At 70.4% G+C, this 17032-nt stretch carries 6 protein-coding genes and 4 pseudogenes; 9 read left to right on the forward strand and 1 reads right to left on the reverse strand.

Annotated features, from left to right (window positions below; all coding sequences use genetic code 11):
• Positions 1 to 390: 390 nt before the first annotated feature.
• The 6 genes and pseudogenes from ABTZ94_RS29085 to ABTZ94_RS29110 all read left to right on the forward strand — a co-directional run.
• Positions 391 to 6024, forward strand: a pseudogene (locus ABTZ94_RS29085) (type I polyketide synthase); the annotation flags it as partial.
• Positions 6025 to 6119: 95 nt separating this feature from the next.
• Entirely contained in the window at positions 6120 to 8975 is a 2856-nt protein-coding gene (locus ABTZ94_RS29090; RefSeq protein WP_351205031.1) for a helix-turn-helix transcriptional regulator, read from the forward strand.
• Positions 8976 to 9431: 456 nt separating this feature from the next.
• On the forward strand, positions 9432 to 10325 hold the full coding sequence (locus tag ABTZ94_RS29095; RefSeq protein WP_351205033.1) for an ROK family protein: 894 nt from the start codon (positions 9432 to 9434) through the stop codon (positions 10323 to 10325).
• A gap of 175 nt (positions 10326 to 10500) precedes the next feature.
• Entirely contained in the window at positions 10501 to 10617 is a 117-nt protein-coding gene (locus ABTZ94_RS38020; protein ID WP_502967326.1) for a 3-deoxy-7-phosphoheptulonate synthase, read from the forward strand.
• A gap of 146 nt (positions 10618 to 10763) precedes the next feature.
• Positions 10764 to 10949: pseudogene (locus ABTZ94_RS29105) on the forward strand (3-deoxy-7-phosphoheptulonate synthase); the annotation flags it as partial.
• Between the two features lie 525 nt (positions 10950 to 11474).
• Positions 11475 to 14234, forward strand: a complete 2760-nt coding sequence (locus ABTZ94_RS29110; RefSeq protein WP_351205035.1) for a helix-turn-helix transcriptional regulator — start codon at positions 11475 to 11477, stop codon at positions 14232 to 14234.
• A gap of 224 nt (positions 14235 to 14458) precedes the next feature.
• Here ABTZ94_RS29110 and ABTZ94_RS29120 read toward each other — a convergent pair whose 3' ends face one another.
• Positions 14459 to 14848, reverse strand: a complete 390-nt coding sequence (locus tag ABTZ94_RS29120; RefSeq protein WP_351205039.1) for a sensor histidine kinase — start codon at positions 14846 to 14848, stop codon at positions 14459 to 14461.
• A 205-nt stretch (positions 14849 to 15053) separates the two neighbouring features.
• Between ABTZ94_RS29120 and ABTZ94_RS29125 the strand changes: the two are divergent.
• The 3 genes and pseudogenes from ABTZ94_RS29125 to ABTZ94_RS29135 all read left to right on the forward strand — a co-directional run.
• Positions 15054 to 16306 (forward strand): annotated as a pseudogene (locus tag ABTZ94_RS29125) (IS256 family transposase).
• Positions 16303 to 16794 carry an HAD domain-containing protein gene (locus ABTZ94_RS29130; protein ID WP_351205037.1) on the forward strand — a complete coding sequence of 164 codons (492 nt, stop codon included), beginning with the start codon at positions 16303 to 16305 and terminating at the stop codon, positions 16792 to 16794. The pseudogene ABTZ94_RS29125 and the gene ABTZ94_RS29130 overlap by 4 nt, the downstream one beginning before the upstream one ends.
• A pseudogene (locus ABTZ94_RS29135) lies at positions 16782 to 17032 on the forward strand (sensor histidine kinase); the annotation flags it as partial. The gene ABTZ94_RS29130 and the pseudogene ABTZ94_RS29135, both read left to right, overlap by 13 nt.

Raw genomic sequence — 17032 nt, forward strand, 5'->3', positions numbered from 1 at the left:
GGCACGGCCGGCCGTGCCGAGCAGTCCCGCGCCGCTGCCTTCCTGGACGCGTTGGCGCAGCACCGCCGCGTCAGCGGACACACCGCGCTTTCGCTGGCCTGGGGGCCCGCGGAAGGGCCCGGCGACGACACGGCGACGGCGCCCCCGGCCGGCGTCGGCCGGCTGTCCGCCCACGACTGCCGCGCCATGTTCGACGCCGCCCGGACCGTCGACCACGCCGTCCTGGTGGTGATGCGGCTGGCTCCCGAGACGCTGCGCAGCGACGAGGTTCCCGCGCCGCTGCGCGCCGTCATCGAGGTCACTGCGCGCGCGAGCGTCCCGGACGAGGCCGACAGCGCGGCGCTGCGCGAACAGTTGGCCGCCGTCCCGGAGGCCGGGCGCGACCGGGTGCTCCTGGATCTCGTGCGCACCCACGCCGCGCACGTCCTCGACCTGCCGGGCAGTGAGACCGTCGGCGCGGACCGGGCCTTCAAGGAACTGGGCTTCACCTCCGTGGCGGCCGTCGCCCTGCGCGGCAGACTGACCGGGGCGACCGGCCTGCGCCTGTCGGCCACGGTGGCCTCCGACCATCCCACCCCGGCGGCCCTCGCCCGCCATCTGCGCGGACTGCTGCTCGACGACCTCGCCGCCCCCGCCCCTTCCCTGCCGCTCGCCTCGGCGTCCGACGAACCTGTCGCGATCGTGGCCATGAGCTGCCGGCTGCCCGGCGGGGTCACCTCCCCGGAAGAGCTGTGGAGGCTCGTGGAGCGTGGCCTCGACGGTGTGTCCGCGTTCCCCACCGACCGCGGCTGGGACGTCGAGACGCTGTTCGACCCGGATCCGGACCGGCAGGGCAAGACGTACGTACGAGAGGGAGGGTTCCTCCACGCCGCGGGGGACTTCGACGCGGCCTTCTTCGGGATCTCGCCGCGTGAGGCGCTGGCGATGGACCCGCAACAGCGGCTGCTGCTGGAGACCTCGTGGGAGGTCTTCGAGCGGGCGGGCATCGACCCGACCTCGCTGCGCGGAGAGAACGTAGGCGTGTTCTCCGGCCTGATGTACCACGACTACGCGTCCGACGCGTCGGACGCCCCGGAGGGCACCGAAGGTTACATCGGGACCGGTAGCGCCGGCAGCGTCGTTTCCGGCCGGGTCGCCTACACCCTGGGACTCGAAGGCCCGGCGATCACGGTGGACACCGCATGCTCCTCCTCGCTGGTGGCCATACACCTGGCGGCGCAGGCGCTGCGGTCCGGCGAGTGCTCGATGGCGCTGGCCGGCGGCGTCGCGGTCATGGCCCGTCCGGGCTCCTTCGTCGAATTCTCCCGGCAACGCGCGCTCGCGCCCGACAGCCGGTGCAAGGCCTTCGCGGCAGCCGCGGACGGCACGTCCTGGTCCGAGGGCGTCGGTGTGCTGCTGCTGGAACGGCTGTCGGACGCGCGGCGTCACGGCCACCAGGTGCTGGCGCTGCTGCGCGGCTCCGCGGTCAACCAGGACGGCGCGAGCAACGGCCTGACCGCGCCCAGCGGCCCCGCTCAGCAGCGGGTCATCCGCCAGGCGTTGGCCAACGCCCGGCTGACGGGTTCCCAGGTCGACGCCGTGGAGGCGCACGGTACGGGAACCCGGCTGGGCGACCCGATCGAGGCGCAGGCGCTGCTGGCGACATACGGGCAGGACCGGCCCGACGACCGGCCGTTGTGGCTCGGTTCGCTGAAGTCCAACATCGGGCACGCGCAGGCCGCGGCGGGTGTGGCCGGTGTGATCAAGATGGTCATGGCGATGCGTCACGGCGTACTGCCCCGGACCCTGCATGCCGGCGAACGCTCCGAGCACATCGACTGGACAGCCGGCGCCGTCGAGCTCCTGACCGAGGCGCGGGACTGGCCCGACGAGAATCGCCCCCGGCGGGCCGGTGTGTCGTCCTTCGGGATCAGTGGCACCAACGCGCACGTGATCCTGGAGCAGCCGCCCGCCGAGGACCCGGCAATAGGCCCCGGCGGCGCCCGGGAAGCCGGCCGGACCCCGGACGCCGGCCGGATCCTGCCCGCCGTGCCGTGGACACTCGCCGCCCGCACCCCCCAGGCACTGTGCGCGCAGGCCCAGCGCCTGGCGGACCTCGTGGACCGGCCCGGCGGACCGGACCCGGTCGACGTCGGGTACTCCCTCACGGCACGGTCCGCCATGGAACACCGTGCCGTCGTCGTAGCCCAGGACGGTGAGGGCCTGCTGTCGGGTCTGCGCGCCCTGGAACGCGGCGAGGGGGCCCCCGCGCTCACGCAGGGCACGCCGGTCACCGGCCGGACCGCCGTCCTGTTCACCGGTCAGGGCGCGCAGCGCGTCGGCATGGGACGCGAACTCGACGAGGCCTTCCCGGTGTTCGCCGAAGCCTTCGACGAAGTGTGCGCGGAGCTCGACCCTCACCTGCGCCGCCCCCTGCGCGACGCGGTCTTCGGAAACGATCCCGGACCTCTGGAACAGACCGCGACGGCCCAGGCGGCCCTGTTCGCCGTCGAAGTGGCGCTGTTCCGCCTGATGGAATCCTGGGGCGTACGGCCCGACGCCGTCGCCGGACACTCGGCCGGCGAGATCGCCGCGGCGCACGTCGCCGAGGTCGTGTCCCTGGCCGACGCCTGCGCCCTGGTCGCCGCACGCGGCGCGCTCATGCAGGCGCTGCCCCCGGGCGGAGCCATGGTCGCCGTGGCCGCGCCGGAGGAAGAGGTACTGCCGCTGCTCGCAGGTCTGGAGGACCGGGTGAGCGTCGCGGCCGTCAACGGCCCGTCGGCCGTCGTACTGTCCGGCGACGAGCAGACCGTCCAGGAGCTGGCCGAGGAGTTCATCGCACGCGGCCGTGAGACCAAACGGCTCCGCGTCAGCCACGCCTTCCACTCCCCGCTGATGGACCCGATGCTCGACACGTTCCGCGCGGTCGTCGAAGGGCTCGACCTCCGGCCGCCCCGCATCCCCGTCGTATCGACCAGCACCGGGGAGTCCGCCGACGCCGACGTCCTGTGCACCCCGGACTACTGGACCGACCAGGTGCGCCGGCCGGTACGGTTCCAGGACGCGGTCCGCACCCTGCACGACCAGGGCGTCGTCACGTTCCTGGAACTGGGGCCGAGCAGCGTGCTCACCGCGATGGTCCAGGACTGCCTCACGGACGAGACGGGAACCGTCGCCGCCGTACCGACCCTGCGACGTCACCGGCCCGAACCACAGGCGGTCGTCTCCGCGCTCGCACAGCTCCATGTGCGCGGCGTTCCCGTGGACTGGGCCCCCCTGTTCGCAGAAAGCGGCGCCCGGCGCGTCGATCTGCCCACGTACGCCTTCCAGCGCCGACGTTACTGGCTCGACTCGGCCGGGGGCACGCAGGACGCCGGCTCGGCCGGTCTCACCGACGCCGGCCACCCGCTGCTCCGCGGCACCGTCACACTGCCGGACAGCGACGGGGTGCTCGCCACCGGCAGGCTGTCCCTGGCCACCCACGGCTGGCTCGCCGACCACATGGTGGGCGGGTCCGTGCTGGTGCCGGGCACCGCGCTGGTGGAGGCGGTGTTGCGGGCGGGCGACGAGGCCGGACTTCCCGTGCTCGACGAACTTGTCATCGAGGCCCCGATCGTCCTGCCCGAACACGGCGGCGTACAGCTGCAGATCGCCGTGGCCGCGCCGGACGGGACCGGCCGCCGCCCGGTGACCGTCCATTCCCGTCCCGCGGACGCGGACCACGCCACCGCCTGGACCAGGCACGCGGGCGGCCTGCTGACGGCCGCAGGCCCGGCCCCACGGCCCACGTCCGACGTGTGGCCGCCCGAAGGCGCCGACCGCGTCGACGCCGACGCCTTCTACCCCTCCATGGCCGAGGCCGGATACGCATACGGTCCGGCCTTCCGCGGCCTTCGCTCCGTATGGACCCGCGGCGAGGACATCTTCGCCGACGTCGCCCTGCCCGAGGAACACGAGGACGACGCCCGGCACTTCGGACTCCACCCCGCCCTGCTGGACGCCGCCCTGCACGCCGCCGGCTTCGGCGCACTTGCCGGCATGGGCCAGGGGCGGCTGCTCCTGCCGTTCGCATGGAACGGCGTCGCGCTGCACGCCTCCGGGGCCTGCGCGCTGCGTGTAAAGGTGACACCGGCAGGCCCGGACGCCTTCACGCTCGAGGCCACCGACCCCGCGGGCCTACCGGTGATGTCCGTCAAGACGCTGGCGTTCCGGCCGGTGTCCGCCGACCAGCTCCGCACAGGCCCCGCGGCACACGACCGGCTGTTCCACCTCGACTGGACTCCGGTGCCCCTGCCGGAAGCGTCCCCCGAACCCCCGCACACGGTGCTCGCCGACCTCACGGACATACAGACAGCCGAAGGCCCCGGCCGGGCGCGCGATCTGCTCGCCCGGGCTCTACGCGCGACGCAGTCCTGGCTGAACGAGGATCAGCCGACCTCCGCGCGGCTGGTGGTGCTCACCCGCGGCGCGTGCCTGCCCGGCGACGGCGAGGAAGGCCCCGACCCGGCAGCCGCCGCCGTGTGGGGCCTGGTGCGCGCGGCCCAGTCGGAGAACCCGGACCGCATCGTCCTGGCCGACATCGACACCCACGAAGAGTCCCGGCGCGCAGTCCCGCGGGCCGTCGCCTCGGGAGAGCCGCAGCTGGCCATCCGGGCCGGAGAGGCACGGGCACCCCGGCTGGCACGCCTCCCGGCCGACGCCCCGCAGCAGGGGCGTCCGCTCGACCCCGAAGGCACCGTACTGATCACGGGCGCCACCGGAACGCTGGGCGGACTCGTGGCCCGGCGCCTGGTGGCCGAGCACGGGGTACGCAACGTCGTGCTGGTCAGCCGCAGCGGCGGCGACAGCGCCGGGGCCCGCGCCCTCGAAGCGGAGCTGACCGGGCTGGGCGCACACCCCACGTTCGCCGCCTGTGACGTCTCCGACCGCGACGCGCTGGCGGCCGTACTCGCCGCCATACCCGCCGAAAGGCCACTGACGGGCGTCGTACACGCCGCGGGCGTACTGGACGACGGCGTCGTCACCGCGCTCACCGCGGAGCGCCTGGACACGGTGCTTCGGCCCAAGGCCGACGCGGCCTGGCATCTGCATGAACTGACCCGGGACACCGACCTGGCCGTCTTCATGCTTTTCTCGTCCGCCTCCGGCCTCCTCGGAACGGCAGGCCAGGCCAACTACGCGGCTTCGAACGCCTTCCTGGACGCCCTGGCCCAGCACCGGCAGGCTCTGAGGCTGCCCGCGACCTCCCTCGCCTGGGGCCTGTGGGCCCAGGCCGGCGGGATGACCGGCCGCCTCAACACCGCCGAGCTGGACCGCGGCCGACGGGGCGGCATGGACATCCTGGGATCCGACGAGGGGATGGAACTGTTCGACACCGCCCTGCGCCTGGGGCACGCGCAACTGATACCCGCCGAGCTCGACCTCACCACGGGCGGCACGGAACCCACGGATGTGCCGCCTGTGCTGCGCGGCCTGATGCGTATCACCCGCAAGAGCTCGCGCTGCGGGGCGCCCGCCGTCGGCCGGGCACCGGCGCGGGATCTGACCGCCCTGAACGAGGCCGAGCGGGAGGCCGCACTGCTGGAGCTGGTGCGTTCCGAGGCCGCCGCCGTGCTCGGCCACACCTCGGCCGAGACGGTCGACGCCGACCAGGCCTTCAACGATGTCGGATTCGATTCCCTGACGGCAGTGGAACTTCGCAACCGTCTCGTCGGAGCCACCGGAGTACGCCTGCCCGCCACACTGATCTTCGACTACCCGACCCCAACGGCGCTGGCCGGCCGTCTGGCCGCCAAACTCGGGGCCGTGCGGAGCAGCAGCTCGCAGCCGTCGATCCTGGCCGAACTGGACCGCCTCGAAGCGGCGTTCGCCGAAGCGAGCCTCGACGAGGCGCTGCATACGCACGTCGTGTCGCGGCTGGAGACACTGACGGCAAAATGGGGGCGCGTGAGCGGCATCGACGACGAGGACGGCGAATTCGACGTCGACGCGGCCTCCGACGACGAGATCTCCGGCCTCATCGACAAGGAACTGGGGTTGTCCTGAACACCGTTCGGGCGCCCGCTTGCAGCGCTCAGGGAAGGTCTGAGCGGCCATCGGCTGTTTTCGTGTTCTGAAAGGTGTCAGGCAGGGGTGGACGGGTGCGTTTGATCGAGCGGGACGAACATGTGCGGTACCTGGACCGTCTGTTGGACGAGTGCCGCGAGAGACGGGGGCATGTCGTACTGCTCGACGGCCCCGTCACGACGGGGAAGACCGAGCTCCTGAGTGTGTTCGTCGAGCGTGCCTCGACGGACGCCGTCGTCCTTCGCGCGACCTGCTCGCGCGCGGAGCGGACCCTTCCCTTCGGCGTCCTGACCCAGCTGCTGCACAGTGCCCGCCTGCCGGCCGAACCAGCCGACCGCGTCGCTCAGTTACTGAAGGAAGGGTCGTCCTCGGGCGCCCTGCCCCAGTCCCACCACGACGTCGTCGCACCGGAAGCCGTCCAGATTTTCCACGGCCTCGGCGTGGTCCTGCTCGGCCTGGCCGTGGAAACACCGGTGCTGATCGCCATCGACGACGTCCAGCACGCCGACTTCCCCTCCCTGCACTGTCTGCTCCACATTGTTCGCAGACTCGGATCGGCGCGGATCATGGCGGTCCTGACCGATGACGCGGAACTGGAAGCCCAGCATTCCCCGTTCCGCGCCGAACTGCGTCGCCAGTCCCATTTCCACCGGCTGCGCCTGGCGCCGCTCACCCGGGAGGGCGTCGCCGAAGTGCTGCGGGGCCGGCCGTCCGTGCGGCCCGCCGAGCCGGCGGGCGTCCCGTCCGAGCGGCACGGGGACGTCATATACGAGCGGCACGGGGACAGAGCGACCCCGTGGGACGCCGACGCCTTCTTCCGCGTCAGCGGCGGAAACCCCCTGCTCCTGCACGCCCTCATCGAGGACCACCACATCGCAGGTGACGCAAGGACGCAAGGCTACGGCCTGGCGCTGCTCAACTGCCTGTACCGGGACAAGCCGGCCGTCGCGCACGTGGCACGCGCTCTGGCGGTGCTCGACGAGGAGGGCGGCGTCGATGAACTGGCCCAGCTGGCCGGAGTCGACAGGGAGGCGGTGAGCCGCGCCCTGAACGGCATGGAAGCCGCCGGTCTGACCGACAACGGGGTGTTCCGGCACCCGGTGGCCCGCTCGGCCATCCTCGACGACCTGCCCTCTCAGGAGCGGGCGGCCCTGCACCGCCGCGCCGCACAGCTCATGCACGACCAGGGCGCCCCCGCCATGACCGTCGCCCGGCACCTGGTCGAGGCCAAGCACGCGCAGGGCCCGTGGGCGGTCCGGGTACTTCTGGGTGCCGCTGAGCAGGCCCTGCTGGGCGACCAGACCTGGCTGGCGACGGAATGCCTCAAACTCGCCCACCGTTCCTGCGGAGACGAGCAGGACAGGCCGGGCATCAGAGCGCGGCTCGCCCAGGCCGAGTGGGAGATCAACCCCTCCGCGGCCGCGCGTCATCTCACCCCCCTGGTCGCGGCGGCGCGTACCGGACAACTGGATCACGGCGACCGGCTGGTCCTCCTTCGGCACCTGCTCTGGCACGGCCGCACCGACGAGGCGAAGACCGTTCTCGAGCTCGTCCGCGGCGCGCGGGCCGAAGCGGGAGAGGCCTCCCGCGACACCGAACTGTGGCTCGCCAATACCTACCCCCAACTCGCCCGCAGACACCAGGGGCCCGCCCCCGCCGACGGCGGCACAGGCCTGTTCGCCGCCCCCTGCGGTGACCCTTGGCTGCGGTCCGTAGGCGAACTGGCCGACCTGATCGCCCACGGACCGGGCGAGGAGGCCGCCGATCGCGCGGAACAGGTCCTCGACGGACTCGGTCTCGGCCGAAAGACCCCGTGGGCCGAGGAGGCCGTACAACTTGCCCTGCTCCTCCTGATCTGGGCGGGACGTCTCGGCAGCGCCGCCGACGGGTGCGACCGGGTCCAGGCCGAGGCGGACCGCCGACAGACCCCGGTCTGGTCCGCGATGGCGTCCGCGACGCGCGCCGAGATCGCCATCAGGCAGGGCGATCTGACAGCGGGCGCCGACCACGCGCGACAAGCGCTGAACCACCTGCCGCCGCAGGCGTGGGGAGTCGCGATCGGCTTCCCGCTGGGCAGCCTCATCCTCGCGTTCACCAGGATGGGCGACTACGAGGAAGCCGCGAAACACCTCACGTACTCCGCGACCGACGCCATGTTCCACAGCCGCTACGGACTCCACTACCTCCACGCCCGCGGCCACTACTACCTCGCCACCAATCACCACCATGCCGCGCTCGCCGACTTCATGTCCTGTGGCGAACTCATGCGGGCCTGGGGCCTTGACGCGACAGCCCTCGTCCCCTGGCGCACCAGCGCCGCCGAGACCTGGCTGCGTCTCGGCAATCGGGACCAGGCCAAGCGGCTCGTCTACGACCAGCTGGCCAGAGCGGGCACGGACGGGCGGCGCACCCGCGGCTCGGCCCTGCGGCTGCTCGCCGCGGCGGGCCCCACCAGCAGACGCCCCGACCTGCTCGCCGAGGCGCTCGACCTGCTGGAGGACTGCGGCGACTGCTACGAGCAGGCGAGAGTGCTCGTGGACCTCAGCCGCAGCTACCACCTGCTCGAGGAGTACCGGCGGGCCCGCATGGTCTTCCGCCGGGCCTGGCACGTGGCCGGCCTGTGCAACGCCGGCCCGCTGACCAAGGAACTCCTGTCTGCGACCGGCGACCTCAGCAGCCTCGAAACGGCCTCCGGCAACGCCGACGGAATCACCTCGCTCACCGGGTCGGAACGGCGAGTCGCGTCGCTGGCCGTCATGGGCTGCACAAACCGTGAGATCGCCGGCAAGCTGCACATCACTCCGAGCACGGTCGAACAGCACCTCACGCGCGTGTACCGGAAGCTCAATGTGAAGCGGCGCAAGGATCTGCCTGTGGATCTGCGCAGTGATGTGGTCAAGACCGAACGAGCCCAACTCGGCTACCGCTGACCAGCGCACCGGGAACGGCCTGTATCCGCCGGTCAATTCGTCCCCCGCAAGGAGTCAACATGTCGCAGACAGCAGCGAACTCCCGGACCGTACCCCATCGACGGGACGGCAAGCGGCTCGGAAGGGATCCATTTCCGCGTCGGCACCAAAATCGACCGGTCACGTTCGGCGTCACGGCAGACAAGGGCATGACCGCCCGCTGCCTCGCCCTCCCCCTCGACATCGTCGCCTCACCCGCGGCCGATGGCTGAGGGCTGTCCCGTAATCCCTGACGGGCGCACGACGACAGCTACGGCACCTCGCCGCGTTGTCGGAACGTCCGCATACATCCAGTATGCGGACGCCCCTCCGCCTTGCGATGCACCGCATCTGACGCCGCGCGCTGTCCCGCCAGGGATTACAGGACAGCCCTTGGCCCGGTCGGGAACAAGGACACAGCGGCACGGAAAGAACGCGATGACTCATCTGGGAATTGACGTCGGCGGCACGAAAGTCGCCCTTCAGGAGGACGACGGCACTCTGTCGCGGACAACGGTCTTTCCGTGGCCGCGGTCGAGCAGCGCGGCGGACGACCTGGAGGCACTCGCCAGGAACGTCCGCGAGCTGCTCGACGGCATTCGCCGGCCCGTCGAGGCGGTTGGCGTCGCCATGCCGGCGACCGTCGACGCGGAGGGTCTGGTCACCACTTGGCCCGGCCGTCCCAGCTGGACCGGCCTGGACCTGCGCGCCGCACTCCACTCCCTCTTCCCCCACAGCAGGGTTCTCTGGTCGGACGACGGAGACCTCGCCGCCCTCGCCGAGGCGGACGAAGCGGGTTGCCGGGACCTCGTCTACCTCGGCGTAGGCACCGGCATCGGCGGCGGCATAGTCCTCGACGGACGCCCCTGCCCCGGCAACACCCGCGGCTCCTGCGAAGTCGGTCATGTCATCGTCGACCCCGCGGGGCCGGTCTGCGACTGCGGACGGCGCGGCTGCGTGCAGGCCGTCGCCTGCGGCCCGGCCACCTTGCGCCGGGCCGGCCGGCTGCGCGGCGAGCCGGTGACCTTCCCCGTACTCGCGGAGGGTTTTCAGCAGGAGCGCGACTGGGCCGTCACGGCGGTCGGGGACAGCTGTGAAGCCCTGGCCGTCGCTCTGGTCAACCTCAATGAACTCATGCGCCCCTCCCTGGCCCTGATCGGGGGCGGGTTCGCCGACGGGCTCCCCGGGTTCGTCGACATGGTGGAGGCAAAGGCCCACGCGCTCGCCCGGCCGGGCCACCCCGTCGCCCCTGTGCGCGCCGCCGCGCTCGGCGGCCTGTCGTCCCTGCGTGGCGCGGTTTTGCTTGCCCGGGGCGCGTACCCGTCCAGATGAACTAGGGCGTGGGGTGTCGTTGCGGTCAGTGATTGCTTGACCGGCTCTTCGGTCATGTCACTGCGCCAGATCGCCACTGCGAGCGCGAATCAGTGACCGGGTGCGGGACATCCTCCCGCCCATTGTGGAGAAGGTGACCGCCTCCGGGCACCAAGTGGTGTGACTGTGCGACCCGATGCACGGGAACACCCACGAGCCGGCCGGTGGATGCAGGGCACGTTCCTTCCCCCGCCTCGTGGACGAGGTGAAGGGATTCTTCGAGGTGCACCGCAGGCTGAGGGCTGTCCCGTAATCCCTGGCGGGCGCACGACGACAGCTACGGCACCTCGCCGCGTTGTCGGAACGTCCGCATACATCCAGTATGCGGACGTTCCTCCGCCTTGCGATGCACCGCATCTGACGCCGCGCGCTGTCCCGCCAGAGATTACGGGACAGCCCTTGGGCACACACCCGGGCGGTGTTCATCTCGAGCTCACCGGAGAAAACGTGACCGAGTGCATCGGCGGCGCGCAGGGAATATCCGACACGGAACTCGTCGGTCGATATGAGAGCACCTGCGATCCTCGATTAAACGCAGAGCAATTGATGGAATTTGCTTTTCTCGTGGCGGAGATGCTCCGTAGCTGCCTGCTGACAGAATTTCACTTTCGCTTTCCCGTCACGACTTCCAATGGTCCAGCCATCGGTGACGAGCCCCTCGATATCAAGCCGTGGGGCCGGCTGCCGTGCCTCCGACCCCCTATGTTCAACCAGTGACCCCCCTACTCGCTCCTGGGTTTGCAACCTGCTCCCCCGAGGCGAATGGCCATGAGATGGGAGCATAACTTGAGCTTTCCCCACTTGGATTTGATGAAGTGTCAGGTTCTCCGCCATGTTTGACTGTTAGGCAGCATCGGGTCTGGAATGGGACTTGACCGGGGAGCTGCGACCCTTGGGTAAGGGTTTACAGGGGGAGTCGCGTGGGACTAGTGTTCCAATTGAGAACGGGGTTACCAGTGGCTGTGGGTGACTCCGAGAAGTTGCTGATGTGACATCAAGTAGCGGTCATGCCAGATGGGGTGCAGCCATGATTTCGCGCCTTTCGGTGATGCAGCCTCGCCATCCCTCTTGATGTCATGGAAATGGTCATAACGGGGGAAGGTGTCGCTTGTGGCATTGGTCGAACGTGAGCGGGAACTCCAGCTGCTCGATGGTCTGTTAAGAGCCACTGCCCAGGGGCAAGGAAAGATCGTATTGGTGAGCGGAGCGGTGGCGAGCGGAAAGACCGAGCTGCTGCGCTCCTTCGCGGACCAGTGCGTCGGTGATGGGGGCCTGCTCCTGTCGGCCACCGCGACCACGGCCGACAGTTCCGCGCCCTTCGGAGTGCTGCGCCAACTGCTCGACTGTATGCCGCTGTCGGCCGGACCTGTCGAAGAGCTGAACGCGTCGGGTGGCGCGTCCGAGACCTCGCGCGCTGTGGCGGCCACCCTGCTCGATCTGTCCGAAAAGGCGCCATTGCTCGTCGTCGTCGACGATGTCCATCAGGCCGACGAGCCGTCGATGGACTGCCTCCTGCGTCTGGTGAACCGACTCAGATCCTCCCGCATCATGCTCGTCCTCGCGGAATCTTCAGGCGACTGGTCGGTGCATCCCGCCTTCCGGATCGAACTGGTCCGTCAGGCGCAGTTCCGCAGAGTACGCCTGGCACCCCTGACGGTGAAGGGTGTCTCCGAGATGCTGTCGCAGCACCTCGGCCAAGCGGCGGGAAGCCTCGCACAGGAGGCCCACCGGACGACCGGCGGCAACCAACTCCTTGTGCGGGCACTCATCGAGGACTACGCGGACTCGATGGAACTGCCGGACCGGACCGGCGGCGCGATCGGTGAGAGTTTCCGGCAAGCGGTGCTCACCTGCCTGCGCCGCAGCGGCCCCGACGCGCTCGAAGTCGCCCGGGGAATGGCCGTAGTCGACGCCACTGGCTCGGCGGACCGGGTCGCGGAGCTGCTCGGCCGCGACCCGGAGGCGGTCGGCCGCGTACTGCAGACACTGCAGACCGTGGGCATCGCCGAGGGCAGCCGGTTCAGGCATCCGCTGACGCGTGCCGCGGTCTACGACGATATGACGCCGCAGGAATTGACGGAACAGCACACGCGTGCCGCGCAGTTGCTGTGCAACGGTGCCGGCGGCGTCACCGACGTCGCGGACCATCTGGTGGCGGCGAAACACGTGAGCGCGGACTGGGCCATCGCGGAACTTCGGCGGGCCGCGGAGAAGTCGCTGGCCGACGACGACGAAGAAGCGGCCCTCAGATACATAGAGTTGGCGCTCTCCGTGTGCACCGGCGCACGGCAGCGCGCCTCGCTGCGGATGCTGCTCGTCCGGGCCACGTGGCGAAGTAGCCCCGAGGCCGCAGTACGTCATCTGACACCGTTGCTCCAGGCGCAGCGCGAAGGCCACCTCGACGCGGAGCAGGCTGCTCTCCTGCTGCGTACCCTGATGTGGCACGGTCGCACGCGGGACGCCACGGAAATCATCGATCAGCTGTCCCGTACCAGTCCGGCCGCGAACGAGCAGCCCAGTGCTGTTCTGAGCAGCACCAGGAACTGGCTCAGGCACGCCTACCCGAAGTTCCTGCCGCGCGGGCAGGACGACGCCATCCACTCGTCCGACAGTGCGACCACTCCGCCGGGACAGCAGGCGCAGGCCGCGGCCGTGCTCAGCTCGGTCCTCGGGCGTGCCGCGAGCGGGGACGAGTGGTGCATCAGGGTGGCCGAGCAGATCCTGCAGAGCGCCCGGCTGAGCGACTCGACGATCGAAGCCGTCACTGCGGCTCTCGAGACGCTGATCTACACCGAGCAGGTCCCGCTGGCGGCGCGCTGGTGCGACGCACTGCTCGCCGAGGCCGAGGCCCGCGACGTGGCCTGGTGGCAGGCGGTCCTGTCGGTGCTGCGGGCGGAGATCGCTCTGCGGGAGGGCGAACTGGTACAGGCCGAGAGACACGCGGTGCGCGCACTGACGCTGCTCGGTGTCGAGGGATGGGGTGTCGCCGTCGGTGCCCCGCTCGGCACGCTCCTCCATGTCGCCACCGCCATGGGCGACTTCGAGAACGTCCGCAAGTACCTCAAGGAACCGGTGCCGGCGGCCATGTTCCAGGCCCGGTTCGGCCTGACGTATCTGCGCGCTCGCGGTCGCTACTACCTGGCGACCGATCAGCTGCAGGCCGCGCTCGCGGACTTCCGTTACTGCGGTGAGCTGATGACGGCGTGGCAGCTTGACGCCCCCTCGCTCGTCCCGTGGCGGAGCGACTCGGCGGAGGCCCTCCTCCGGTTGGGCGACCACGAACAGGCGCAACGGCTCGCCAGGGAGCAGATAGCACAGGTCGGTTCGCGTACATCCCGGACGTACGGAGCCTCGCTCCGCGTGCTGGCCGGTACGGCGGGTCACCGCGTCCGGCTGCGTCTTCTGAAGGAGTCCGTCGAGATCCTTCAGGCGTGTGGCGACCGGCTGACACTCACGCACGCGCTCTTCGACCTCAGCCGGGCTCACCAGGCCCTGGGTGAGTTCGGGAAGGCGCGGATGATTGCGCGCCGTGCCGGGCGGCTGGCCAAGGAGGGCGGCGCGCAGCGCGCACAGAACCCGGCGCTCGTCGGCCAGGAGGAGCCGATGGTGCTGCTTCCGGCGGAGGGGGGCACCTGGTCGCAGCCGGGCGCCGACGCCGCGCCGGGCGCCGACATACTCACCCTCTCCGAGCGCCGGATCGCCGCACTGGCTTCGCTCGGTTACACGAACCGCGAGATATCCGGCAAACTGCACATCACGGTGAGCACTGTGGAACAGCACCTGACCAAGGTTTTCCGCAAACTGCAGGTCAAGCGCAGGACGGACCTCCCTGCCGAGCTCGAGTTCCATGTCACCAGATCGGCTTGCTGATCCCGAGACTCCCCTTCCCTCTCTCCTCAACCTCAGCCCGCCCCTGATCCTTCCCTATTCGCGTGAGCTGTTGAGATACGCGATCACGGCCGGCACTCGCCTGTTGTCGTTGTTGGACTGCGAGAGGTCCAGCTCGGCGAAGATGCTGGCCGTGTGCTTGCTCACGGCACTGTCGCTCAGGCACATACGCTCCGAGAAGGCCGCGTTCGACCTGCCTTCCGCCATCAGCGCGAGTACCTCCCCCCGTCCTCGGGCACGGTGATCCGCATGACGCCCGCCGCATGGCGCAGGCGGATCCGGACACGCTCGGCACCGGAGTACTTCGCGGTGTTGGTAAGTGCCTCGCTCACCGAGAAGTAAGCACAAGCCGCCGCCGGCACCTCCGCCCTCCCGGGCAGATCGGCGGTCCCCTCCACTGCCGGCGGATGCGCCGGCGCCGGCGTGCGTACGGCATCGGCGAGCCCCCTTTCGGCCAGGACCGGCGGATGCACACCACGCACCAGACCACGCAGATCGGCGAGTGCGGCGGCGGCGTTGCCCCGCGCATCGGTCACCATCGCCTGCACCTCGGGCTGCCGGCCGCCCAGCCGCCGCTCGATCGACCGCAGCGTCATGCCGATGGCGACGGCGTTCGTCAGGAGGCCGGCGGGATTCCGCAGTCATGACACCGGGGGCGCGCGCGGTGGAGCCATGCTCAGGACTTGTGGATCGGTCTCGGGAGGGATGCCTCGCGGAACGCGGAGGGCGTACCTTCCCGAGTGATCGACTTCTGGTCATCGAGTAGGCCCGCGTTGCACCGCGGGTCGGGAAGGCACGCCCGTGCTCAGCGTAGTCAACAACGACGGAGCCACCGAGACCGGCTCCCTGATGGACGACATCGTGCGCGAGGGCGCCCGGCGGATGCTCGCCGCGGCCCTGGAGGTCGAAGTCAACCAGTACATAGCCGAGTTGACCGACCAGCGAGACGAGGCCGGCCGCCGCCTCGTGGTCCGCAACGGCCATCACCGCGAGCGGACGGTGACCACCGCCGCCGGGCCGATCGAGGTGAAGGCGCCCCGCGTGAACGACAAGCGCGTCGATACGGAGACCGGTGAGCGTAAGCGGTTCTCGTCGCAGATCCTCGCACCGTGGTGCCGCAAGTCCCCGAAGATCAGCGAGGTCCTGCCCCTGCTCTACCTGCACGGACTGTCCTCCGGGGACTTCGTGCCCGCGATGGAACAGTTCCTCGGCTCCTCCGCCGGCCTCTCCCCGGCGACGGTGACCCGGCTGACGAAGCAGTGGAGCGAGGACCACACCGCCTTCCAGGCCCGTGACCTGTCGGACTCCGACTACGTCTACGTGTGGGCCGACGGCGTCCACCCCAAGGTCCGCCTCGGCCAGGCCCACTCCTGCGTCCTGGTCCTCATGGGCGTGCGCGCGGACGGCCGCAAGGAACTCATCGCGCTCGCCGAGGCCTGCGCGAGTCGACCGAGTCGTGGGTCGACCTCCTGCGGGACTGCCGCCGACGCGGCATGCGCGATCCCGAACTCGTCGTCGGCGACGGCGCGATGGGCCTGTGGCGTGCGCTCGCGGAGGTGTTTCCGCAGGCCAGGCACCAGAGGTGCTGGGTTCACAAAACCCGCAACGTGGTCAACGCGCTGCCGAAGTCCGCACAGCCCGGCGCGAAGAAGGCCCTGCAGGAGATCTACAACGCCGAGGACCGCGACCACGCCGAGAGGGCCGTCAAGGACTTCGAGCGCACCTACGGAACGAAATGGCCCAAGGCGACGAAGAAGGTCACCGGCGAGGCGGACGAACTCCTCACGTTCTACGACTTCCCCGCCGAGCACTGGGTGCACCTGCGCACGACTAACCCCATCGAGAGCACTTTCAGCACCGTGAAGCTGAGGACGAAGGTCACCCGCGGAGCCGGAAGCCCGACCGCCGCCCTGGCCATGGTGTTCAAGCTCGTAGAGTCCGCCCAGGCCCGCTGGCGCGCGATCACCGCACCCCACCTCGTCGCCCTCGTCCGCAACGGCGCCATCTTCAAGAACGGCCACCTCGTCGAACGTCCCGAGGCGAGCGCAGCATGACCGCGAACGGGAATCGTCCACTGCTCTTCCTGGACGTCGACGGGCCGCTCCTGCCGTTCGGTGATGGCCCGCAGCGAGGGCCGGCGGGCACCGCACCGGACTCGCACCTGGCACGGCTCGTCCCGCAGGTCGGGCCGCGGCTCGCGGCGCTGCCGTGCGACCTGGTCTGGGCCACAACCTGGGAAGAGGAGGCGAATATCGAACTGGCACCGCGACTTGGCCTGCCGAAGCTGCCGTCCGTGAACTGGACGGAGCCCTCAGCCGCACACGAACGCGAGGATCAGTGGTTCGGGCTCCACTGGAAGACCCGAACCCTCGTGGCTTGGGCGGACGGACGCCCGTTCGCCTGGGTCGACGATGAGATCACCGACGCCGATCGGGACTGGGTGTCCACCCGCCACCCCGCGCCGGTCCTCCTCCATCACGTTGCGTCGTCTCGCGGCCTCACCGACCAGGACTTCGCAGTCCTTGATCAATGGCTGAGTTGATCCGCGGCATCCACCTCCAGGTGCTGGCGGACTACCGGCTGGAGGCGCGATCCCGGACGTCGCCGACCGGTCGGCGGTCCCGGTGGACATCGACGTCGACGTGCCGGGGCGGATGCCGGAAGCGGTCGAGGCCACCGCATACTTCGTGGTGTGCGAGGCGCTAACGAACGTCGCCAGGCACAGCGGCGCGACCCGGGCGAGCGTGACGGGCCGGTACGCCGACGGCCGCCTCACCGTC

The organism is Streptomyces sp. NPDC002785, assembly GCF_040295565.1.
In the GTDB taxonomy this organism is placed as follows: Bacteria; Actinomycetota; Actinomycetes; order Streptomycetales; family Streptomycetaceae; genus Streptomyces.